The sequence below is a fragment of the Ditibartonella apis genome (assembly GCF_001952075.1).
Taxonomy (GTDB): Bacteria; Pseudomonadota; Alphaproteobacteria; order Rhizobiales; family Rhizobiaceae; genus Bartonella; species Bartonella apis.
On the sequence record NZ_LXYU01000004.1, the window covers coordinates 289,142 to 308,576 of the forward strand.

12 protein-coding genes and 1 tRNA gene are annotated in these 19,435 nt (G+C 45.3%); 6 read left to right on the top strand and 7 right to left on the bottom strand.

The genetic code is table 11. The annotated features are described in order from the left end of the window. Positions 1-51: 51 nt before the first annotated feature. A complete protein-coding gene (gene mprF, locus PEB0122_RS10390; RefSeq protein ID WP_075917123.1) occupies positions 52-2,676 on the top strand; it encodes a bifunctional lysylphosphatidylglycerol flippase/synthetase MprF in 2,625 nt (874 codons plus the stop codon). Further along, the gene (locus PEB0122_RS10395; protein ID WP_075870638.1) at positions 2,673-4,100 is read left to right on the top strand and encodes a virulence factor family protein; all 1,428 of its coding nucleotides are present in this window, start codon (positions 2,673-2,675) and stop codon (positions 4,098-4,100) included. Before mprF ends, PEB0122_RS10395 begins: the two co-directional genes overlap by 4 nt. Positions 4,101-4,808: 708 nt before the next feature. On the opposite strand, the gene PEB0122_RS10400 is transcribed toward PEB0122_RS10395, so the two are convergent. The 4 genes from PEB0122_RS10400 to adhP form a co-directional block, all read right to left on the bottom strand. After that, positions 4,809-5,063, bottom strand: a complete 255-nt coding sequence (locus PEB0122_RS10400; protein WP_075917124.1) for a hypothetical protein — start codon at positions 5,061-5,063, stop codon at positions 4,809-4,811. A gap of 61 nt (positions 5,064-5,124) precedes the next feature. Continuing rightward, entirely contained in the window at positions 5,125-5,322 is a 198-nt protein-coding gene (locus PEB0122_RS10405; protein ID WP_075917226.1) for a YbdD/YjiX family protein, read from the bottom strand. Between the two features lie 74 nt (positions 5,323-5,396). Further along, positions 5,397-7,442 (bottom strand): carbon starvation CstA family protein, encoded by a 2,046-nt coding sequence (locus PEB0122_RS10410; protein WP_075917125.1) that lies wholly within the window; start codon positions 7,440-7,442, stop codon positions 5,397-5,399. Positions 7,443-8,072: 630 nt separating this feature from the next. After that, complete coding sequence (adhP, locus tag PEB0122_RS10420; protein WP_075917227.1) at positions 8,073-9,107, bottom strand: alcohol dehydrogenase AdhP; 1,035 nt, start codon at positions 9,105-9,107, stop codon at positions 8,073-8,075. A gap of 1,237 nt (positions 9,108-10,344) precedes the next feature. Here adhP and PEB0122_RS11985 point away from each other — a divergent pair. From PEB0122_RS11985 to PEB0122_RS10440, 4 genes are all read left to right on the top strand, one after another. Continuing rightward, on the top strand, positions 10,345-11,967 hold the full coding sequence (locus PEB0122_RS11985; protein WP_075917127.1) for a c-type cytochrome: 1,623 nt from the start codon (positions 10,345-10,347) through the stop codon (positions 11,965-11,967). After that, a complete protein-coding gene (locus tag PEB0122_RS10430; protein WP_075870633.1) occupies positions 11,967-12,632 on the top strand; it encodes a TorD/DmsD family molecular chaperone in 666 nt (221 codons plus the stop codon). Before PEB0122_RS11985 ends, PEB0122_RS10430 begins: the two co-directional genes overlap by 1 nt. 9 nt (positions 12,633-12,641) lie before the next feature. Next, positions 12,642-15,146, top strand: coding sequence for a trimethylamine-N-oxide reductase TorA (gene torA / locus PEB0122_RS10435; RefSeq protein ID WP_075870632.1), 2,505 nt, complete (start codon positions 12,642-12,644; stop codon positions 15,144-15,146). Between the two features lie 146 nt (positions 15,147-15,292). Continuing rightward, positions 15,293-15,368: transfer RNA gene (locus PEB0122_RS10440), tRNA-Ala, on the top strand. A 489-nt stretch (positions 15,369-15,857) separates the two neighbouring features. On the opposite strand, the gene PEB0122_RS10445 is transcribed toward PEB0122_RS10440, so the two are convergent. From PEB0122_RS10445 to PEB0122_RS10455, 3 genes are all read right to left on the bottom strand, one after another. After that, positions 15,858-17,075, bottom strand: coding sequence for a hypothetical protein (locus tag PEB0122_RS10445; protein WP_143238837.1), 1,218 nt, complete (start codon positions 17,073-17,075; stop codon positions 15,858-15,860). 62 nt (positions 17,076-17,137) lie between these two features. Beyond that, entirely contained in the window at positions 17,138-18,322 is a 1,185-nt protein-coding gene (locus PEB0122_RS10450; protein WP_075917129.1) for an alpha/beta hydrolase, read from the bottom strand. Further along, complete coding sequence (locus PEB0122_RS10455; protein WP_075870629.1) at positions 18,319-19,431, bottom strand: ABC transporter permease; 1,113 nt, start codon at positions 19,429-19,431, stop codon at positions 18,319-18,321. Before PEB0122_RS10455 ends, PEB0122_RS10450 begins: the two co-directional genes overlap by 4 nt. Between the last annotated feature and the right edge of the window lie 4 nt (positions 19,432-19,435).

Sequence of the window (19,435 nt, forward strand, 5' to 3'; positions counted from 1 at the left end):
TGGTTTAAGTCTGCGACATAACAAACTGATCAATGGTCTAAAAGGATTCACATGACGAGCGAGAATAAACTGGATGAAAATGCGGCTGGTACCACTCCACCAAAAGAGCCGTCGCGTCTTCTACATCTGGCCAAAACTTCTATTGTTCCCTTGTTCGGCCTGTTAATCGCAGCCATTTCCTTCTTTGTTCTATGGGAACTTTTAAAGACCACTTCCAGACATGACACAATTGAAGCTTTCAAAAGCTATACGACTCCCACTTTACTAACCGCGCTATTTTTTACCGCACTGAGTTTTTGCGGCATCGCGCTTTATGACGTTGTGGCCGCGCGCACCATTGCTCCGGGCAAAATTACTATGCCTGTCGCAGCACTCGCAGGATCTGCCGGTTATGCTGTTTCCAATGCCCTCGGTTTTTCTTTCCTTACGGGGGGAGCATTACGTTACCGCGTTTATGCTGGTGAAGGTGTCGGACTTGCCGATATCGGACGTATCATAAGCATGTCGTGGTTTTCGATGTGGTTTGCTTTACTCACAGTCATCGGATTTGCACTTGCCTTCGAGCCCGAAAACCTCCCCTTCCTTGGTACGCTCAATTTAACCGGCGACCGAATTGCCGGCTTCGCCATCATCATCCTTTTGGTTGCTCTCATTTTATGGCTTTACGGTGGCGCAAGAGAATTGAAAGTCGGCCCGCTGTCATTGAAACTCCCCGGCTCCCGCGGTGCTTTGATGCAGATTTTTGCAGGCCTCGTTGATATTACCTCGGCATCTGCCACACTTTATGTGCTGATGCCTGCCGATTTGCAAACCGGTTTTCTTGCTTTCAATCTCGTCTTTGCAGTTGCTATTGTTATCGGCGTCGTAAGCCATTCTCCGGGCGGTCTTGGTGCTTTTGAAGCCATTCTGATTGGTGGACTTGGACTTGCCGGAAATGCACAAGGTGTGGCTGCTCTTCTGACTTACCGGTTGATTTACACAATATTGCCACTCGTTATTGCAATTGTCGGCATTGCATTCTGGGAAATGTTCAGGCAACGCAAGCGCGTCTCGGCACGCGCGGCCCAGGTATCGCGCATTATCGAACCGATGATACCTTTTATTTCTGCCGGCCTTACTTTTCTTGCCGGTGTTGTGATGTTGATATCGGTTGTTACACCGGGGCGCCGGATAAGGCTTGATGTCCTTTCCGATATATTGCCTTTGATATTTATAGAGACATCGAATCTTGCTGCCAGTCTCATCGGTGTGACACTTCTCGTTGTTTCCTACGGATTGGCGCGACGCCTCGTCAATGCATGGTTTGTTACCATTTTTCTATTGCTGGCAGGTGCGGTTTTTTGTCTGACCAAAGGACTCGATTGGGAAGAAGCAACTATTCTGTGCGTGTTTGCTTTGATTCTATGGGGGTTCAAGCGCTCGTTTTATCGTCGGCCATTAAATAATGGTTTGACTATCAGTTGGGGCTGGCTTGCCAGTATTGCAGCTTTTGTATGTGCTGTCATATGGCTCGGCTTTTTTGTTTACCGCCACGTCGAATATTCAAATGAATTATGGTGGAGCTTTGCATGGAACGCCAATGCGCCGCGTTTCCTAAGAGCAAGCGTAGTTATATTTTCGGTTGTATTTATCGTAGCGCTCTACAACATTATCCATAGGCCGCTGCGCAAGCGCTCGAAACGCGAAACGGCAATTCCCGAATGCATACCGGAACTTGTTGCCCGATCTCCTTTGTCGGATACGGCTTTGGCTCTTTTGGGCGACAAACAATTTCTGATTTCGCCAAATAAAGATGGTTTCATTATGTACAGCAAATCAGGTGGTAGCCTGATTGCTTTAGGCGAACCGGTCAGCAACGACGAGAAAGTTTTTAGCGATCTTGCCTGGGAGTTTCGAAAACACGCAGATGATGCGGCATTACGGACCGTTTTTTATGGCGTGGGGCCAAGTCACTTACCGCTCTATCTTGATATGGGGTTGACAGCTATCAAACTGGGTGAGGTGGCAAAAGTTCGCCTACCGGATTTTTCGCTTGAAGGACCGAAACGTCAACCTTTCCGTTATGCCGAACGTAAAGCTGCGCGTGAAGGTCTCGTGTTTTCCATTATTCCGGCAAACGAGGTGGGCAATCATCTGGTCGCACTTCGCCATGTGTCTGACACCTGGCTTGCTTCCAAATCGGGTGCCGAAAAACGCTTTTCTATTGGTTATTTCAATGAAGAATTTTTGAAGCGTTATGATGTTGCAGTAATGACAAAAGATAATCAGATCGTCGCATTTGCAAATGTTTGGAAAAGCGGGAATCATAACGAAATAACTGTCGATATGATGCGTTATCTTCCTAATGTATCCAAAGTGATGATGGACGCATTATTCGCTAACCTGTTGCTTTACGGAAAGGAACAGGGTTTTCAATGGTTCAATCTGGGCGCGGCCCCCTTAGCCGGCCTATCGACAAATAGGCTTGCTGCCCGTTGGCAACGCATAGGATCGTTCATTTATCGCAGGGGGCGCGATCTTTATCATTTCGACGGCTTGAAAGCTTTCAAAGATAAATTCGATCCTGTCTGGTCTCCACATTACCTCATTTGCCCGGGAGGATTCGAAACGGCCAAAGTTCTTTTTGATGTTACAACACTGATAAACGGCAACCCTCTGGAGTTCTTACGCAAATGACAATCAGACGTATACTTTTACTGGTCTTGGCGGTTATAGTCGTTGCAGCAGCAACATATGGCATTCTTCACCGTGGAAAAATCAACCGTTTATGGGCAAGTTTCATTGGCTCCACAGCACCGGTTGTTTACGCTGAAGGTGAACGCTTTACCGATATTCCGGTATATCTTCCGCAAGGAGAAATCAGGGGACTTGCTATCGTCGTTTCGGATGCAGGAGGTCCAAAAACCCGTGAAGCCGATATAACGGCTGCACTTTTGAAGAGAAATCTCATCGTCGCATCTGTCAATTTTGACCGCTGGCGGGAAGAACTTGATAAAGAAGATGGCGATTGCGTCTACCTCGTGTCCGATTTGGAAGCATTATCGAAAGACATCCTTCGTCGTTTGGATCTCGACGTGTATTTTCACCCCGTCGTCGTAGGAATCGGTGAAGGGGGAATAGTATCATACGCTGCCGCCGCTGACTCTCCGGAAAATACGTTGGCCGGAACGGTTGTCATTGATCCCTCTCAATCTTCGCACACACGTTTACCTTCCTGCACGGAAGCCGCAGACGCCACCAAGATGCCCGACGGAGGTTACAGTTACGAAATTGGGGCGAAAGTCCCCTCGCCTGTGACAATAATAACAAACAAGCTCGAAGCAAACGATGTAAAGCAAGCAGCACGCGATAAAATCGCCGCTATTGTCAATGATCCTGCTTTTGAAACGAGAGTTAAGATCACTGTCGATACAGCACTCGACTATGCTATTCGTGATGCGGCAAACGCTGATTTGCCTATTGTCGACATGCCTTCCAAAAATCCCGCAAAAGCTCTCGTTATTTTCTTTTCCGGCGATGGCGGCTGGCGCGATATCGATATGGAAATCGGCGACTTGTTACAAAGTGAAGACATCCATGTCATCGGCATTGATTCACTGCGTTATTTTTGGAGTACACGCACTCCTGAAGAAATCGCCAAGGATATCGAACAACTTGTTCAGGAGGCGGATCCTCAACAACGCTTGCCTGTTGCGCTTTTTGGCTATTCTTTTGGTGCCGATGTATTGCCTTTCGCATGGGAAGTCCTTGATAACTCGGTGAAAGATCAAACTGTCATGATCGCCTTGATGGGACTATCCAAAACTGCAGATTTCCAAATCTCGATTGATGGATGGCTTGGTGGGGCTGGTGACACGCCGGTCCTTGATCAGATGCAATATGTACCTGCAGAGAGAACAGTGTGCGTTTACGGCGAAGACGAAGATGATACGGCCTGTACCGATGAAGCTTTGGACGGCATGCAACGTCTCAAACTTCCTGGTGGACACCATTTTGATGAAGACTATAAAAGTCTCGCGAGATCTCTCCATACAATTTTGATCAATAAAATAAAATCGAACAAAAACGCTACAAAGTCGCCGGATGAAGCGAAGGAATAGTATCGGCATAAAAATTTAAAATGCGACTATGCTTATGACCACTTATGAGATGTCAGTTGCAGCATTTTCGCTGGTTTCGTTTATGACTTTCGGGAGCCTGTTTTTTGATTGATGATTGAGAAGCGACTTCCGAAACCTCATGCGATTGAAACGTTGTTCTAGTACGCCGATGAACCGTCAGATTACCGGCATTGATATGGTATCGGCTTCTTTGAGTTTTTCGATATTTACAATCAGGCTATTCGCAATGATTATTACAGCAATTTAAAAAGCCTTTGAAGTTCTTCTAGACTGCCGTTAGCAACGTTAACCTGGTATTCCAATTGAAAGAACGACGGAGGGTTGTTCGTCTCAAAAACGACAGCATAGGCTTCTCATTTCGGGCAGCTCTATAATGCAGACAAACGCCTGTGAACACCCGATTTTTGATCGTTTTTTAATGCGCCCCTTCAGGTGCATTCCGTTACCAGCATATTCCTCGTCATTGATCAAATATGAACGCTAAAGCAATTCCCAATTTTATTGTCTAATTTTATTGATTAATATCAATTTCAACGCAGAGTTTTTTTGATAGATACAGAGGGAACAATTAAACTAACTGTCTTTTTCGTATGTACAATCGTCGACATTTTTAAACCGAACGGACTTCAAAAACAATACAACAAGCAAATGCCATATTCATATAAAGGCCGGAAGAGGCGGGTTCCTTTACCGGCAATGATACGGGCTTTCACTCTTCAATTCCTGATTGGTATTGCTGTCGCGGATACGAATGACTGCACCGGGGTAAACCGAACACATGCTATTTCTTACAGTGTATATCCCTGATCCCTCGGCATATAAGTCAAGTTTTGTATTGATCGGCTTGCCATCTTTGTCTTCAACTGTAATCCGATAGGAACCATGTAATGTCAAACATCCTGTGAGCATTACCAGGCTCGTCAACAAAACTTTCTTCCACATATCATCCTCCACGCGGATAAAACTGATTACACTTACCCAATTATTCTACAATTTCGTTCAGTCAACAGCATTTAAAGCCCCCCTTCCCTCCATATCTTGCTTCCTGACGTTCACGAAAAAATTCGTTATAAGACATCGGTCGTTGATCCGGATGAACCGATTTCATATGGCAAACGTAAGTATCATAATCCGGCACCCCGACCATGAGCTTGGCTGTTTTGCCGAGAAATTTCCCGACATTTAAAAAATTCAAGCACATAACCACATTCCTTCACGTTGACTATTAACCGTTTCCTAAAATCCCTTAGACTTTTACTTTCCGAAGCGTTCCAATCACTTGATTTCGACCGGTTTTGTTGGAAATGGTTCATAGGGCAATTCATTGACGTTAGGTTTATCGGATTTTAGCGCGTTTAACGCTGATCTAATGGCAAAGAACGTTAAAGCCAGAACGACGAGCATGAATAAAGCCGTTAAAACACCATTTATGTAATTACCAAGTGCTAACTGGCTATTTGGTGCTTTGCTCGCGGCAACAAAAAAGCTGAGTTTTGCATCAAATACCTTTTGCCAACCGGCTGTCATTGTACAAACAAATAACCATGCGGAGGGCAGAATTGCTACCCACGCATAACGTTGTTGTTTCATCTTGAACAAGACAACCGTACATAGAAGTAAAGCCACAGCCGCGAGCATCTGGTTTGCTATGCCAAACAACGGCCAAAGCGAATATATGCCGCCTTTCGGATCAACAGCTCCCTGATATACGAAATACCCCCACATCAAGACAACGAGCGCCGTAGCAACAAGGTTGGCAAAAAGATTATCGGTTTTGCGCATATGCGGAAACGCAATGCCCATAAGGTCTTGAAGCATAAAACGAGCTGAACGCGTACCGGCATCGACAGCTGTAAGAATGAACAATGCTTCGAACAAAATGGCAAAATGGTACCAGAAGGACATACTCATCCAGCCACCTAATGCATTGTGCAAAATATGCGCCATTCCAACTGCCAGCGTTGGTGCGCCGCCCGTTTTTGCAACAATAGATTTTTCGCCGACTTCATGAGCAATATTGGTGAGCATGTCCGGAGTTACTTGAAAGCCCCATCCGGAGACAACCGTTGCAGCAGATTGAACAAGGTCTCCCGTTCCTGATGGAAGAAGGACACTCAACGGTGCGTTCATCGAAAAATATACACCCGGATTGATCACACTTGCCGCGATCAACGCCATAATGGCGACAAAGGATTCCATCAGCATGCCACCATAACCAATGAAGCAGGCTTGGTCTTCATTGGCTAACATTTTGGGGGTGGTTCCCGAGGAAATAAGTGCATGAAAACCCGAAACAGCACCGCAGGCAATGGTAATGAACAAAAATGGAAAGAGGTTTCCACCCCATACGGGTCCGCTACCATCCACATATTTGGTGAGAGCCGGCATTTCCAACATCGGTCGTACCGCTATTATTCCCACTGCCAAGGCAACAATCGTTCCGATTTTAAGAAAAGTAGACAAATAATCACGCGGAGCAAGCAATAGCCAGACCGGCAAAACCGCCGCAATAAACCCGTAAATTATTATGAAGAGGGTTAATGTTGTTGCTTCATACGTAAACCAGCTTGCATAGGTACTATCTTTTATCCAACCGCCTGAAACGATTCCGAACAATAAAAGCACCAAGCCGATTATTGACACTTCGCCAATTCGTCCCGGACGAAAATAGCGTAAATAGACCCCCATAAAAAAAGCCAGCGGGATTGTAAAACCAACGGTATAAGTGCCCCAAGGGCTTCCCGCCAACGCCTTGACAACAACCATTGCCAAAACGCCGAGAATGATAATCATAATCATGAAACAGGCAATCAGAGCAATCACACCAGCGACGTTACCCATCTCTTCACGAACAAGTTCACCAAGTGAACGCCCGTCATGGCGTGTCGATATAAACAACACCATAAAATCTTGTACGGCTCCGGCAAGAACGCAGCCGGCTAAAATCCATAAGAGCCCCGGTAAATAGCCCATTTGTGCGGCAAGTACCGGACCAACGAGTGGTCCGGCACCGGCAATAGCGGCAAAATGATGCCCAAAAAGAATTTTTTCGTCCGTTGGTACATAATCAAGACCGTCGTTACGACGGTAAGCCGGCGTCATCCGCGTATTATCGGCTTTCAGCACAATATTGGAAATAAAAAGCCCGTAAATGCGATAAGAAACAAGATAGACGCAGACCGCTGCAACGACGATCCACATCGCGTTAATCGTTTCGCCTCGCTCGAGTGCTATATATCCTAATGAAAAAGCACCCAATATCGCTAACGAAATTAATATGATTGTCTGTCTGAACGTCAACGGAATTCTTTTGGTGGCCATATTCCCCTCCTCCGGTAAATATTCCTGCCAGAAATAAGCTGCTCTTTGCTACCTCCACTGCAAACAAAAAGCGTCCGATTATTTATTATTAACCGGATAGATTTGTCTACAGTATTGACGAAAACAAAAATTTTACCTGTGAATAATATCAAAAGGCCAGTTATACTTTCGGTTATTATCTATCACCCGGTTAAGCCTGATTTTCCGTGCCCGATACGATAATGACTAATGGCAAATCGTATTTTCAAAACGTCATTCATCGGGAAATTATCTCTGATAAGCCGTTTTAAATTCTGCCGAAATTCATTCCGAATTAGAGGTCGTGGGACATCTAGCCCTGACATGAAACTCTTGAAGATAAATAAAAATCGCGATTTCGGATGTTGAAACTATTTTACCGGTTAGATGCTACGGTTTTAATTAACGAGCGAAATATAGTATGCATCACTAAAATGGACGGTGCCAGCATCGCTCTACCCGCTTCTTCAGCGGTTATAAATCTTTATAATCGAACGGGAAAATCCGGAGAGTTCGTCGGTACCAACAATTTTTTAAACCAACGAGAGTTTTTAAAAAAACGGGCCCAAAAAATCAGGCCCGTGAAATTTTGATATCAAAATTTTTTAAGTTTTATTTTGTCATATCAAGGACCACACGTCCCTCGATCTTTCCTGCCATCATATCATCAAAGATATGATTGATGTCAGAAAGTTTATCAGTCGAAATATGCGATTTGACCTTACCCGCAGCTGCGAAATCCAGAGCTTCCTGTAAATCAAGTCGGGTGCCGACGATTGACCCGCGAAGGGTTACACCATTGAGCACCATATTGAAAATCGAGACGGGGAAACTACCAGCCGGAAGGCCGTTCATCGCCAGTGTTCCGCCACGTCGGACCATACCCAAAGCTTGTTCAAATGCCTTTGGTGATGCAGCCGTAACAACCATACCGTGAACGCCGCCGTCGGTCAGTTTACGCAATTCGGTAGTCGGATCACTATATTTTGTCACATTGATGCCGATATCGGCACCCAGCTCTTTGGCAAGTTCTATCTTGTCATCGGCTACGTCGATTGCTGCAACGTTGAATCCCATAGCTTTGGCATATTGGACAGCTAAATGTCCAAGGCCACCAATTCCCGAAATTCCTACCCAATTGCCAGCCTTGGCATCGGTAACTTTCAAACCTTTATATACAGTGACGCCGGCACACAGGATCGGGGCAATTTCATTAAACCCGATATCCTTCGGCAAATGTCCGACGTAATTCGGATCGGCAACGACGTAATCGGCAAAAGCACCATTAACCGAATAACCTGTATTTAGCTGATTTTCACAAAGGGTTTCCCAACCGGCAAGGCAGTGTGAACAACATCCACATGCCGTATAAAGCCATGGCACGCCAACCCTGTCGCCTTCTTTTACATGTTTGACTCCTCGGCCAACTGCAGAAACATAGCCTACCCCCTCATGCCCCGGAATAAACGGAGGATTCGGTTTTACGGGCCAGTCGCCATGTGCGGCATGTAGATCTGTGTGACATACGCCGCATGCCTGGACACTGACCTGGATCATTCCATCCCCGGGTTCGGGAATCGGTACTTCATCAATGGTAAGGGGCTTTCCAAATTCACGCACAACCGCGGCTTGCATCGTCTTTGCCATGATGGTCTCCTTCATTGGCTAGGAACACATGAATATTTTCCGAACTCGTTCAGTTGGTCCACGCATTCCAACAGTGGTTTTTTGACGAATTTTACAGTGGGCGCCCGAAAGCGCACCCTTCGAGATATGGATTGTTTTTGTAATCAAACAAGTTGTTTTTTGATTATTTCGAACTTATTATCAAAAATATATATTGGATTTTGTATTGATAAAAATAAAACTTCCACCTCAATCGTACTGTTATATTTTTAACTTTTCTATATTGTTTCGTTTATGGAAAAAAAGGCGAATGCATACCTAAAATTATTGAATTTTCAAAATTTATCAATTGTTGAAAATAAATTTTTTAATAATCCGGACAACTTATGTTCCGGATCATGATCCAAAGTATTTTTTTGGTCAAAATAGTCTTTGGCTGACTTTCATACACTCTACGGTTGATTGACTGATACTTTCAAACAGCCAGCTATTTTAATTATTTCCTCTTTTCATGAAATCAAAAAACCCGAGGTTACCAACAAAATGTTCCCTCACACTCAGCGTAGCTTGACCAAATTTTTGAAGGTTTTTTTGTAGATGTTTACATCCGGATGATCGCGTATCCGACCGTATGAACGGGATTATCAGATGAGAGGGCGCTGTTGAACAAACCTTAAATTGGTGATTAGCCATAATTTCTCCACCATTACCGAAGTTTTATGCAAAAGTGATGAGAATAATTACGGCACCGAATTAAAAACAGATAGACCGGTCACTTCTCATAAGCATTCCAAGCAAATGACGGACAATAAACATGACAGTATAATTTAGAAAACAAACCATGCTGAGCATAACTGATTGATATACGCTATGCAGATTTTACTGATAGAAAAATTATGAGGTCGGAATCAGCGAAAATAAATGATGTTAAAAACTTGTGCTTAAAAATCCGCTTTTACAATTTTTCTCATTGTGAAAATTATTAATGTACCAAAATTGGATACCTTCGTGACACATTTTTTGGTAATTGATAAATGTTAACTCACAACTTGCTGTTTTTTCAGCGCATTTTAATTTTTTTTATTTTTTTGGGAAAATTTTTTTCTGTCACGAAATAGTGATATTTTGCAACTATGAATAGTTCGTTGCGTTTATGTAACGCAAACCGGAGTGCTTGCCTGTTTTGGAGGTAGAAACAGGTTTAAAGGTTACGAAGAGAGAAATTGAATATAATGTTGTATAGAAGGATGCCAAAAATATGAAACGGCTAACCCGATGGTTTTTGGTCCTTGTTGTAATAGGGATCGTAGGTTTTTTTGTCCTTACCTCCCCGATCACTTGGTCACTTACTCATCCCACACGAGACGTTGCTGACAATTCTGCGCCGGATTTGGAAAATGGGCGCATTGTGTTTGTCGCCAGTGACTGCTCGACTTGCCATGCTTCGCCCAATCAGGATAACCCGTTAAAACTCGGTGGCGGGCGTGCATTGGACACAGAATTCGGGCGTTTTTATATGCCTAATATTTCGTCGGATAAAAAGGACGGCATTGGTAACTGGACACTTGAACAGTTCACTAAAGCGGTCCGTGAAGGTGTAGGGCCGAATGGCATCATGCCCGATGGACAAAACCTTTATCCGGCATTTCCATACACGTCATATCAGCGTTTGACAGCAAATGACGTTCGCGATCTTTTTGCCTACATCAAGTCGCTCGAACCTGTGCAAGGTGTTGCACCTGATCATGATTTGAAATTCCCGTTCAATATGCGTCGCGGCGTTGGTGTTTGGCGCTTGGCTTTTCTTGATGGCAAACCGTTGTCACCAATGAAAGTTACTCCGACCACTGACACAAAAGACACTAAAGATGAACAGGCTCTTCTTGAGCGTGGACGTTATCTTGTTGAAGGTGCCGGACACTGTGCAGAATGCCATTCGACACGTAATTTTATGGGCGTGATAAAGAGCAATCTACGTTATGGCGGCGGTTCTACTCCTGATGGTAAAGGGCATTTCCCGAACATCAGTCAGGATGATACAGGCATTAAATTCTGGGCTGAAAATTCGATTTTCAACTATTTGAAAACCGGTCAAAGCCCGATTAACAAAATCGCCGGTGGTGATATGGCGGAAGTTATCAAAAATACGAAGCAACTTCCTGACGGGGATCTTCGTGCTATGGCTGCCTATATCAAAACATTGCCAGGTGTTGATCTGCCGGCTCCCGGACAGCCTGAATCCAACCATACTTCAAAGCTTGTTATGCTACCCACGACAAACAAACTTGATGTTACTTTGCCGACATCGACAGATAGCGCGGTTAAAGGTGCAGACACACTATATGCAGTCTACACAAAACCGTTCTATATTGACGAAAATGGTTCAGGGGACGAGGACGGTAAACTTCTGGCCGCAGCAAAACTTGCCGTGCTCGACCACAAAGGCGATAAGCTGAAAGTTCGCCTTGACGGTTGGCAAATGGCTGGCGCCCCCTCGGTTGTCTATGCTTTACAGGGCCAACGAATTATGTATGCGGTGTTGGGTGACAAAGCGATGGCGTCCTACAAGCTTGGAAAAGCCGTTGTAGATCCCGAGACAAAGCAAACGTGGTACCCTGTCAGTGTCGAACTGTGGACAAGTGACAAGGATGTCAACGTTTCGATCGGTGATATGTGGTCGTACACGTCGGATCTTTTCAGTGCGACGTGTAGCGTTTGCCATTCACTACCTGAACCCGGGCATTTGCTTGCCAACCAGTGGATCGGTAATCTCAATGCAATGAAGCGCTATACTTCATTGACTCCCGATCAATACCGGTTGCTCCTGAGCTATCTTCAGAACCATTCAAAAGATGTGAATGAAGATCAAGAGGTACACTAATGGCTGTTGCTCAATCAGAAACGTCGTCGGTCGAAAATCGACAAATATCCACTCAAGAAGATCAGGCTCAGGCCACAATTATCGACTGGTTTGCCCAGTTGTTTATTGCACCGCCCGGCATCGAAACAGTTGAGAAATGTCGTTCACTTCCCGTTATGACTTTTCTGGGCGAATTTGGTGAAGAGCTTCAAGCTGTTGAATTGACAACAATGATTGCGGATTTTTTCCGCAATCATTCGGTCGAAGAGCTCAACCACCTTCTTTCGCAACAATACATAAGTTTGTTTGATGGCGCTTCCGGACCTCTTTCGGTTCCTCCCTATGAAAGCTATTATCGGGATGAAAATGGAAGATTGTTTCAAGCGCCTTATGTTGAAATGTTGGATGTGCTGACGAAACTTGACGTTTCGGTAAAGTCTTCCTGCAAGGAACCGGCCGATCATATAGCTTTGGAATTGGCCGCTTTGGCCGAAGCTTTTCGCCAACATGACACGGATGCCATTGCCGACATGATAGCACGTCTGGCTTTATGGCTACCTGAAATGAATGCAGCGCTGGGTAAAGTGGCCAGTCACAGTCTCTATGCCCATTTGGTCGAGTTGCTTATTATTTATCTTTCGTCTTTTAGTCGCCTCTTTGGCAACCAAGACAACATTAAACACTAGGAGAATGCGATGTCATTCGACAAAACAAAAATTACCCTACCGGAAATGAACCGCCGTTCATTTCTTAAAAGTAGTGCTATGTTGACCATGGTCGGTGCCGCGAGCGGTTCACTTCTCAGTCGCGGTGCACAGGCTCAACCCGCCTCCAAATTGACTATGTCGGGCAGTCACTGGGGTGTTTTCCGCGGCCGTGTTGACCATGGCCGTCTGGTTGAAGTTATACCTTGGGAACATGACCCGCATCCAACGCCGATGTTGGAAGGCATGATGGATTCAATTTATTCGCCTTCGCGTATTAAATATCCGATGGTTCGTCGTGCCTGGCTCGAAAAAGGTCCAGGTGCCGATCCTGAAGGGCGTGGAACAGGTGACTTCGTTCGCGTAAGCTGGGATAAGGCTATTGACCTTGTTGCCGGCGAATTGACACGCGTTCGCAAGAAATATGGTTCGAACGGACTTTTCGGTGGTTCATATGGCTGGAAAAGCGTTGGCAAATTCCACAATTGCCGGACATTGTTGCGCAGAATGTTGAAGACAACCGGTGGTTTCGTAAACTCGCTTGGCGATTATTCTACCGGCGCCGCTCAGGTTATTCTGCCGCACGTTGTCGGGTCTCTTGAAGTCTATGAGCAATGCACATCATGGGACGTTGTAAGAGATAATACCAAGACGCTCGTATTCTGGGGATGTAATCCCGTGAATACAGACCAGATCGGCTGGTTGATCGCTGATCACGGTGCATTTGTAGGCCTCGAAGAAGTTAAGAAAGCCGGTATCCGCGTTATCTGTATAGATCCTATCAAAACAGAAACCTGCCAGTACCTTAACGGTGAATGGCTGGCACCTCGCCCGCAAACCGACGTTGCCATGATGCTTGGTATTGCCCATACACTCTACGCGGAAAAACTTCATGACGAAGAATTTCTGAAAAAATATACCGTCGGCTTCGATAAATTCCTTGCCTATCTGATTGGCAAAGAAGATGGAACACCGAAAACTGCCGAATGGGCTTCGAAAATTTGCGGCATTGATGCCGATATCATCAAACAGCTCGCTCGCGATTTTGCTAAAAACCGCACAATGATTGCGGCCGGTTGGTCTATCCAGCGTCAGCATCACGGCGAACAAGCCCACTGGATGTTGGTCACTCTCTGCTCGATGCTGGGACAAATCGGTTTGCCAGGTGGCGGATTTGGCTTCTCCTACCACTATTGCAGTGGTGGCGCGCCGACTGCAACGAGTCCTATTCTCGGTGGTATCACTGATGGACCTGCAGCTCCCGTAACGGATTTGCCCGCTGGTTGTCATCCCGGTTCGACTGAATCCGCCTGTCAGCCAAAATCGAACTCGATTCCTGTTTGCCGCCTTGTCGAAGCCCTTCTCCATCCGGGCAGAACCATAAAGTATAACGGGTCCGACATTGTCTTGCCTGAAATTCATATGGTTTATTGGGCTGGCGGTAATCCGTTCTCGCACCAGCAGAACCGTAACGAAATGGTTGAGGCCTGGAAAAAACTCGACACATTTGTTGTCCACGACTTCCAATGGACTGCATCGGCACGTCATGCAGATATTGTCTTACCTGTAACAACCTCTTACGAGCGCAATGATATCGAGCAATTGGGCGACTACGCATTGAGCCACATCGTTCCGATGAAGAAACTCGTTGAACCAATGTATGAAGCACGTTCCGATTTCGACATTTTCAGCGATATCTGTGAACGTCTTGGTAAACGTGACGAATACACTGATGGCATGAATGAAATGGACTGGATCAAGAGTTTCTATGAATCAGCCCGTCTTGAATCTCGTGCCAAAGGCATGGAGATGCCGGTTTTTGACACTTTCTGGGAGAGTGAAGAAGCACTCGGTTTCCCTGTCAAGGAAGCGCAAAAACAGTTTGTCCGTTACGCAGATTTCCGCGAAGACCCGCTGCTCAATGCTTTGGGTACACCTTCCGGGAAAATCGAAATCTACTCGCTCAACATCGAGAAGATGCATTATGACGATTGCCCTCCCCACCCCACATGGATGGAGCCGATCGAACGTCTCGACGGGCCGACAACAAAATATCCACTTCACATTGCATCCAATCACCCGATTTATCGTCTGCACTCACAATTGTGCGGTACTAAATTGAGAGAGAAATATGCAATCGGCGGACGTGAACCATGCTGGATTAACCCGAAAGATGCAGAAGCACGTGGTTTGAAAGATGGTGACATTGCTCGCGCTTATAACGATCGTGGACAGATTCTTGTCGGTATCAAAGTAACCGACGTTATCCGCCCGGGCGTTATTCGTATCAACGAAGGTGGTTGGTATGATCCGGTTAACCCGAGAGAGCCGAATTCACTTTGCCGCTATGGCGATGTCAACAACTTGACGACCAGTGTTTCTACGTCAAAATTGGCTCAGGCTAATTGTGGACAGACAGCGGTCGTGGAAATCGAAAAATTCACTGGCACACTTCCACCGGTTGAAGTCTTCGATGAACCACGTAAAGCTGGTTGAATGCAGTAAAAATAAAAGGAGGCGGGTTTTCGCCTCCTTTTTTTGTTTCTTTTTTAATGATTTAACGCGATAATTCACTTGAATTGAAAATCGCACTTGATCTTCTAGGCATTGCACTTTAATACCGCCTAAAGTTATTTCTTAACGGGGCTATAGCTCAGCTGGGAGAGCGCTTGCATCGCACGCAAGAGGCCAGCGGTTCGATTCCGCTTAGCTCCACCAAATTTCGCATTTCTTGGTAAATATTTCTGTTCAAACTGTGCTTTAGCTATGCAGGTTCACTTCTCACTTTCGTGGGGATACTTTTGATGTCTGAATACAATTGAAAAGATTTAGCTTACGAATTGGACGACGACAATTTACTTTAAAAAAGCACAAAAAACAGGAAGAAGAGTTATAAATTTATATTTAGTTCTCGTCGTGGCTTGATTGGTAAAACCAATCAATTGCTTTTAATCACTGTTCATCCATTTCGTTATTTGTCAGCGATGAGCGTGAGCATTACCATGATTGTTGACGACGAAATCAGCTATAAACGCCGGTGAACATTCTACCTCTTCCAATACGCCAATCAGAGTGCAAAATTTCTGCATAATTCGTGCTTATACTCCTCCTTGATAAACATGCATTAGCTCATAGATAAAGTTTTTCTTTGCCGTTATGCCGCCAAAAATCGATTTCCGAACTAATAGGAAAGAGTACGTTATCTATTTATCGGTTGGAGGTAATTTCCAGATTGAGCTCCCGAACGAGTTCTTTCGGGTTGAGCTTTCCGGAAATTGCAAGCATAATGACTGGCAATCGATCCATCGGTGTCGATGAAATTGCAAGCGAATGCGGAGCGTCGAGATAAGACGTTATGGCTTTTTGTGCGTCGGCCTCGAAGTTTGTACCTTTTGCAAAATCCAACCAGCCGGGCAGACTTGTCTTCCATTTTGTCTTCAGTGTATTCGCATCTATTCCCATTCGCTTGGCTTCGGTACTGACCAATTTTCCGGTAAGCGAATGATCCTCGAAACGCAGCTTTCCACCGTAAAAGTTATAACGTTGAACTTGAGCGAGCATGCCGAGCCACATCTGACTAGACTTTATATGACCATGCTGGTTTTCGCGTTGAAGCGTCACAACGGTCAAGAGTGAATCAAGTGTCATACCGTCCATTTTCATACCGACGTCCAATATTCCACCTTTATCCAGCACCAGATGGAAGCGTTCTAATCCCATCATGGACAGATAGCCACCATATGCACCAGCGAGATCCAACTGTCCGGTCGCATTTTTATATCCCATTGCAATAAAGTCTTTTTTAGTCGAACCATCCGGAAAATTATCGACAAAAACAGTTATTTTCTTGATATTGATTGTAAAATCTATAGGGTTTTCACGAATAGAGGGATGAAGAGAAACCGAGCCTTTTTCCAGCATAGCCAAACGTTTTTTGGCGTTGTCCTGCAATTCCAACTTGTTGAATTGACCATTCTGATACCGGAAACCGATATTCTGGTTATAAAGGCCTTTGTTCGGAGGTAGTGTCACATTGCTAAAGGTGACATTGGCAACTTTGATCGTGTTTCCTTCGTAAACATAGGAAATTTGGGGTATTGCTACTTTTTCGACGGAATAACCGCCATGGTCTTCTTCCTTGATACCAGAAAATTCCACTTTACCCAATGACGTATCGGGTGAAATCGGTGTACCTGTTATCCGGACATCATCAAGTGTAAGATGATCACCGTCGCCAAGCACGTTGCCATAGGAAACAGTAACAGATTTTCCGAAAGCTTCCGAAAAACGTTTAACAAAAGCATCTCGGTCAATTGCATAAGCCGATGGAGCAGCAATTGAGGTGGCGACTATAAGCACGAGCGTAAGTGGAAGTAGCCGGTATAGTCTTGAAAACACTTTATTAATGAAACAGACCAATTGCAAAGAAACGAAACCTCTTGCATTTATTTTTGATCATTGTACGGCGTTTTCAACTCTGTCAGACATCAATTCTGGCTAACAGCTGAAATTATTCTGGCCGGAGTGTAGAAAATGAGATTGGTTGTGCCGCGCAATATATTCCCACTATCGTCAATCATTTGCTGACCGCCCGTCTCGCTTGTTTCTTTCATCATAGAAGTCGAAAGTGACCCGTCATGGGCAAGAGCCATCAAAGTCGGCGACGAAGCAAAGACATTATGTGCACCGCCATCAACATCGGACAAATCCAGAACCGCAATGCCATTTTTTTGTAACAACGGTATGCTTGAACCGTCTCCAACACGAGCGTGCCCACCGACCAAACGGCCGGACACTGCTAAGGCCTTGTCTTTGCGGGAAACAAGCACTGCAGTCGGTTGTGGCATTTTTTTGACGTCTTTGAGCTGGCGCTCGAACACGTCAACGTCAATATCCGGTGCTGCCATAAGGAAACTTGATATTCTGTCGATCGGATAACGTTTACCCTGAAGCGAGAGGCTACGTAACGCTTCCATTGTTACGTAATTTCCCATGGAATGGGCGACGACGGTAATTTCGTTAGCTTCCGTTTCACTCAACAATGTCAGAAGATCAGCAAGCCCGTCGCGCGCAAAATCCGCGCTGTCACGGTCATAGACATAAAGCGGGATTGATCCACCCGAAGGCCATGAATAATGAACAGTAACGGCGTTCAGCGAATAATCATAAGAAAACTGCGCTGCGCGGAATGTGCTATCGGCAAAATTGTTGTTGTAGCCGTGTATGAAGAGAAATATTTCTCTTTTCCCTTTCGGCTTTTGGTCAAGCGCTTTATTAAGCTGCTTTTTGAATTCGTCGCGGCCACTATACCTGACCATATTGACAGCCGAAAAATATTTCTTCAGGTCGGGCCGATAGCCGTTCGTTTCTACCAGTCCCTTTTTATGCTGTTGCGGTATTCCGACATCAACGCGTGCATAGTTCAAAGTGGTCGATCTTTTTGTACCAAAAGGTTCCGAATAATCATTCTGCGCTTGCCTGCTCGTTGCGACGTAGACAGGAATCACCGCCTTCGGTTTCCCCGGCTTCTCGATTGCAGCATTACGAGCACCAACAGTGGCAGGGGTTGCATTCTTCCCATGCCACAATACAGCGCGTGCCCCGCCGCAGCTTGCGAGAAAAAGAACACAGACCAAAAGGCCGAAATAGCGAGCCAGAATGTTTTTTATCATTTAAGCGTAGCCCTGAAACGATTGAGCGAGAAGGCAAATAGCACAGATCCTATCACTGCTAAAGCCGCAAAATTTTCCCAAACAACCGTAAATCCGGCTCCACGATAGAGAATTGATTGAGCCATCATAATAAAATGCGTGTTTGGTGCCGCAAGCATTATGTTCTGAATAAATTCAGGCATACTTTCACGCGGAGTTATGCCACCTGACAAGATTTGTAACGGCATCAGAACCAGCATAAGCAACAGGCCAAACTGGGGCATAGAGCCGGCAACAGTTGCGAGAGCAATGCCCATTGATGTTGTGGCGAAGAGATGTAACACGGTACCGGCGAGAAACAACATTACAGAGCCCTCTATCGGCACTTTCAACAATCCTTCGACAATAACAACCAAAGAAAATGTCGCCGCGACGAGCACAATAAGCCCCATTGACCACACTTTTGATATCATAATTTCCGTCGGCGTCACCGGCATTACCAGAAGGTGCTCCACAGTTCCGTGTTCGCGTTCACGAATAAGAGCAGTCCCCGTCAAAATTATGGATAACATCGTCACATTATCAATCACATTGATAATCGAGCCAAACCATGATTTTTCCAATTCGGGATTGAACCGTGCGCGCAAAGTCAACGAAACTTGCTGTGGCTCTTTCGAGCGATAGTGCGAGACAAACTCGTTGACTTCCGAGTCGACAATTTGCTGTATGTATTGCGAGCCCGTCAACGCCTGTGTTGTGCGTGTTGCATCAACATCCAATTGGATGGCCGGTGAGCGGCCCGCGAGTACATCGCGCTGGAAGTTAGGCGGAATATCGACGGCAAATGTATCAATCCCCTGATCCATACGCGAATCAAGCTCGGATTGATTGATGTCTTCCGGAGTAATGAAATAAGGCGGCAAAAACGCAGTAGCAATGCGTGTTGATAAAGGTGAACTATCTTCATCAACAATAGCGATAGGCGTTTTGTTCAGTGTTTCGGGTGTCGCATTTGCAGCAATATAAATCGATATTGTGAAAGCGTAAATGATCAAGACCAGCAACATCGGATCGCGAAAAACGCCGAGTAATTCTTTGATTCCGAGATCAAGTATATGATTGAGCTTCATGACT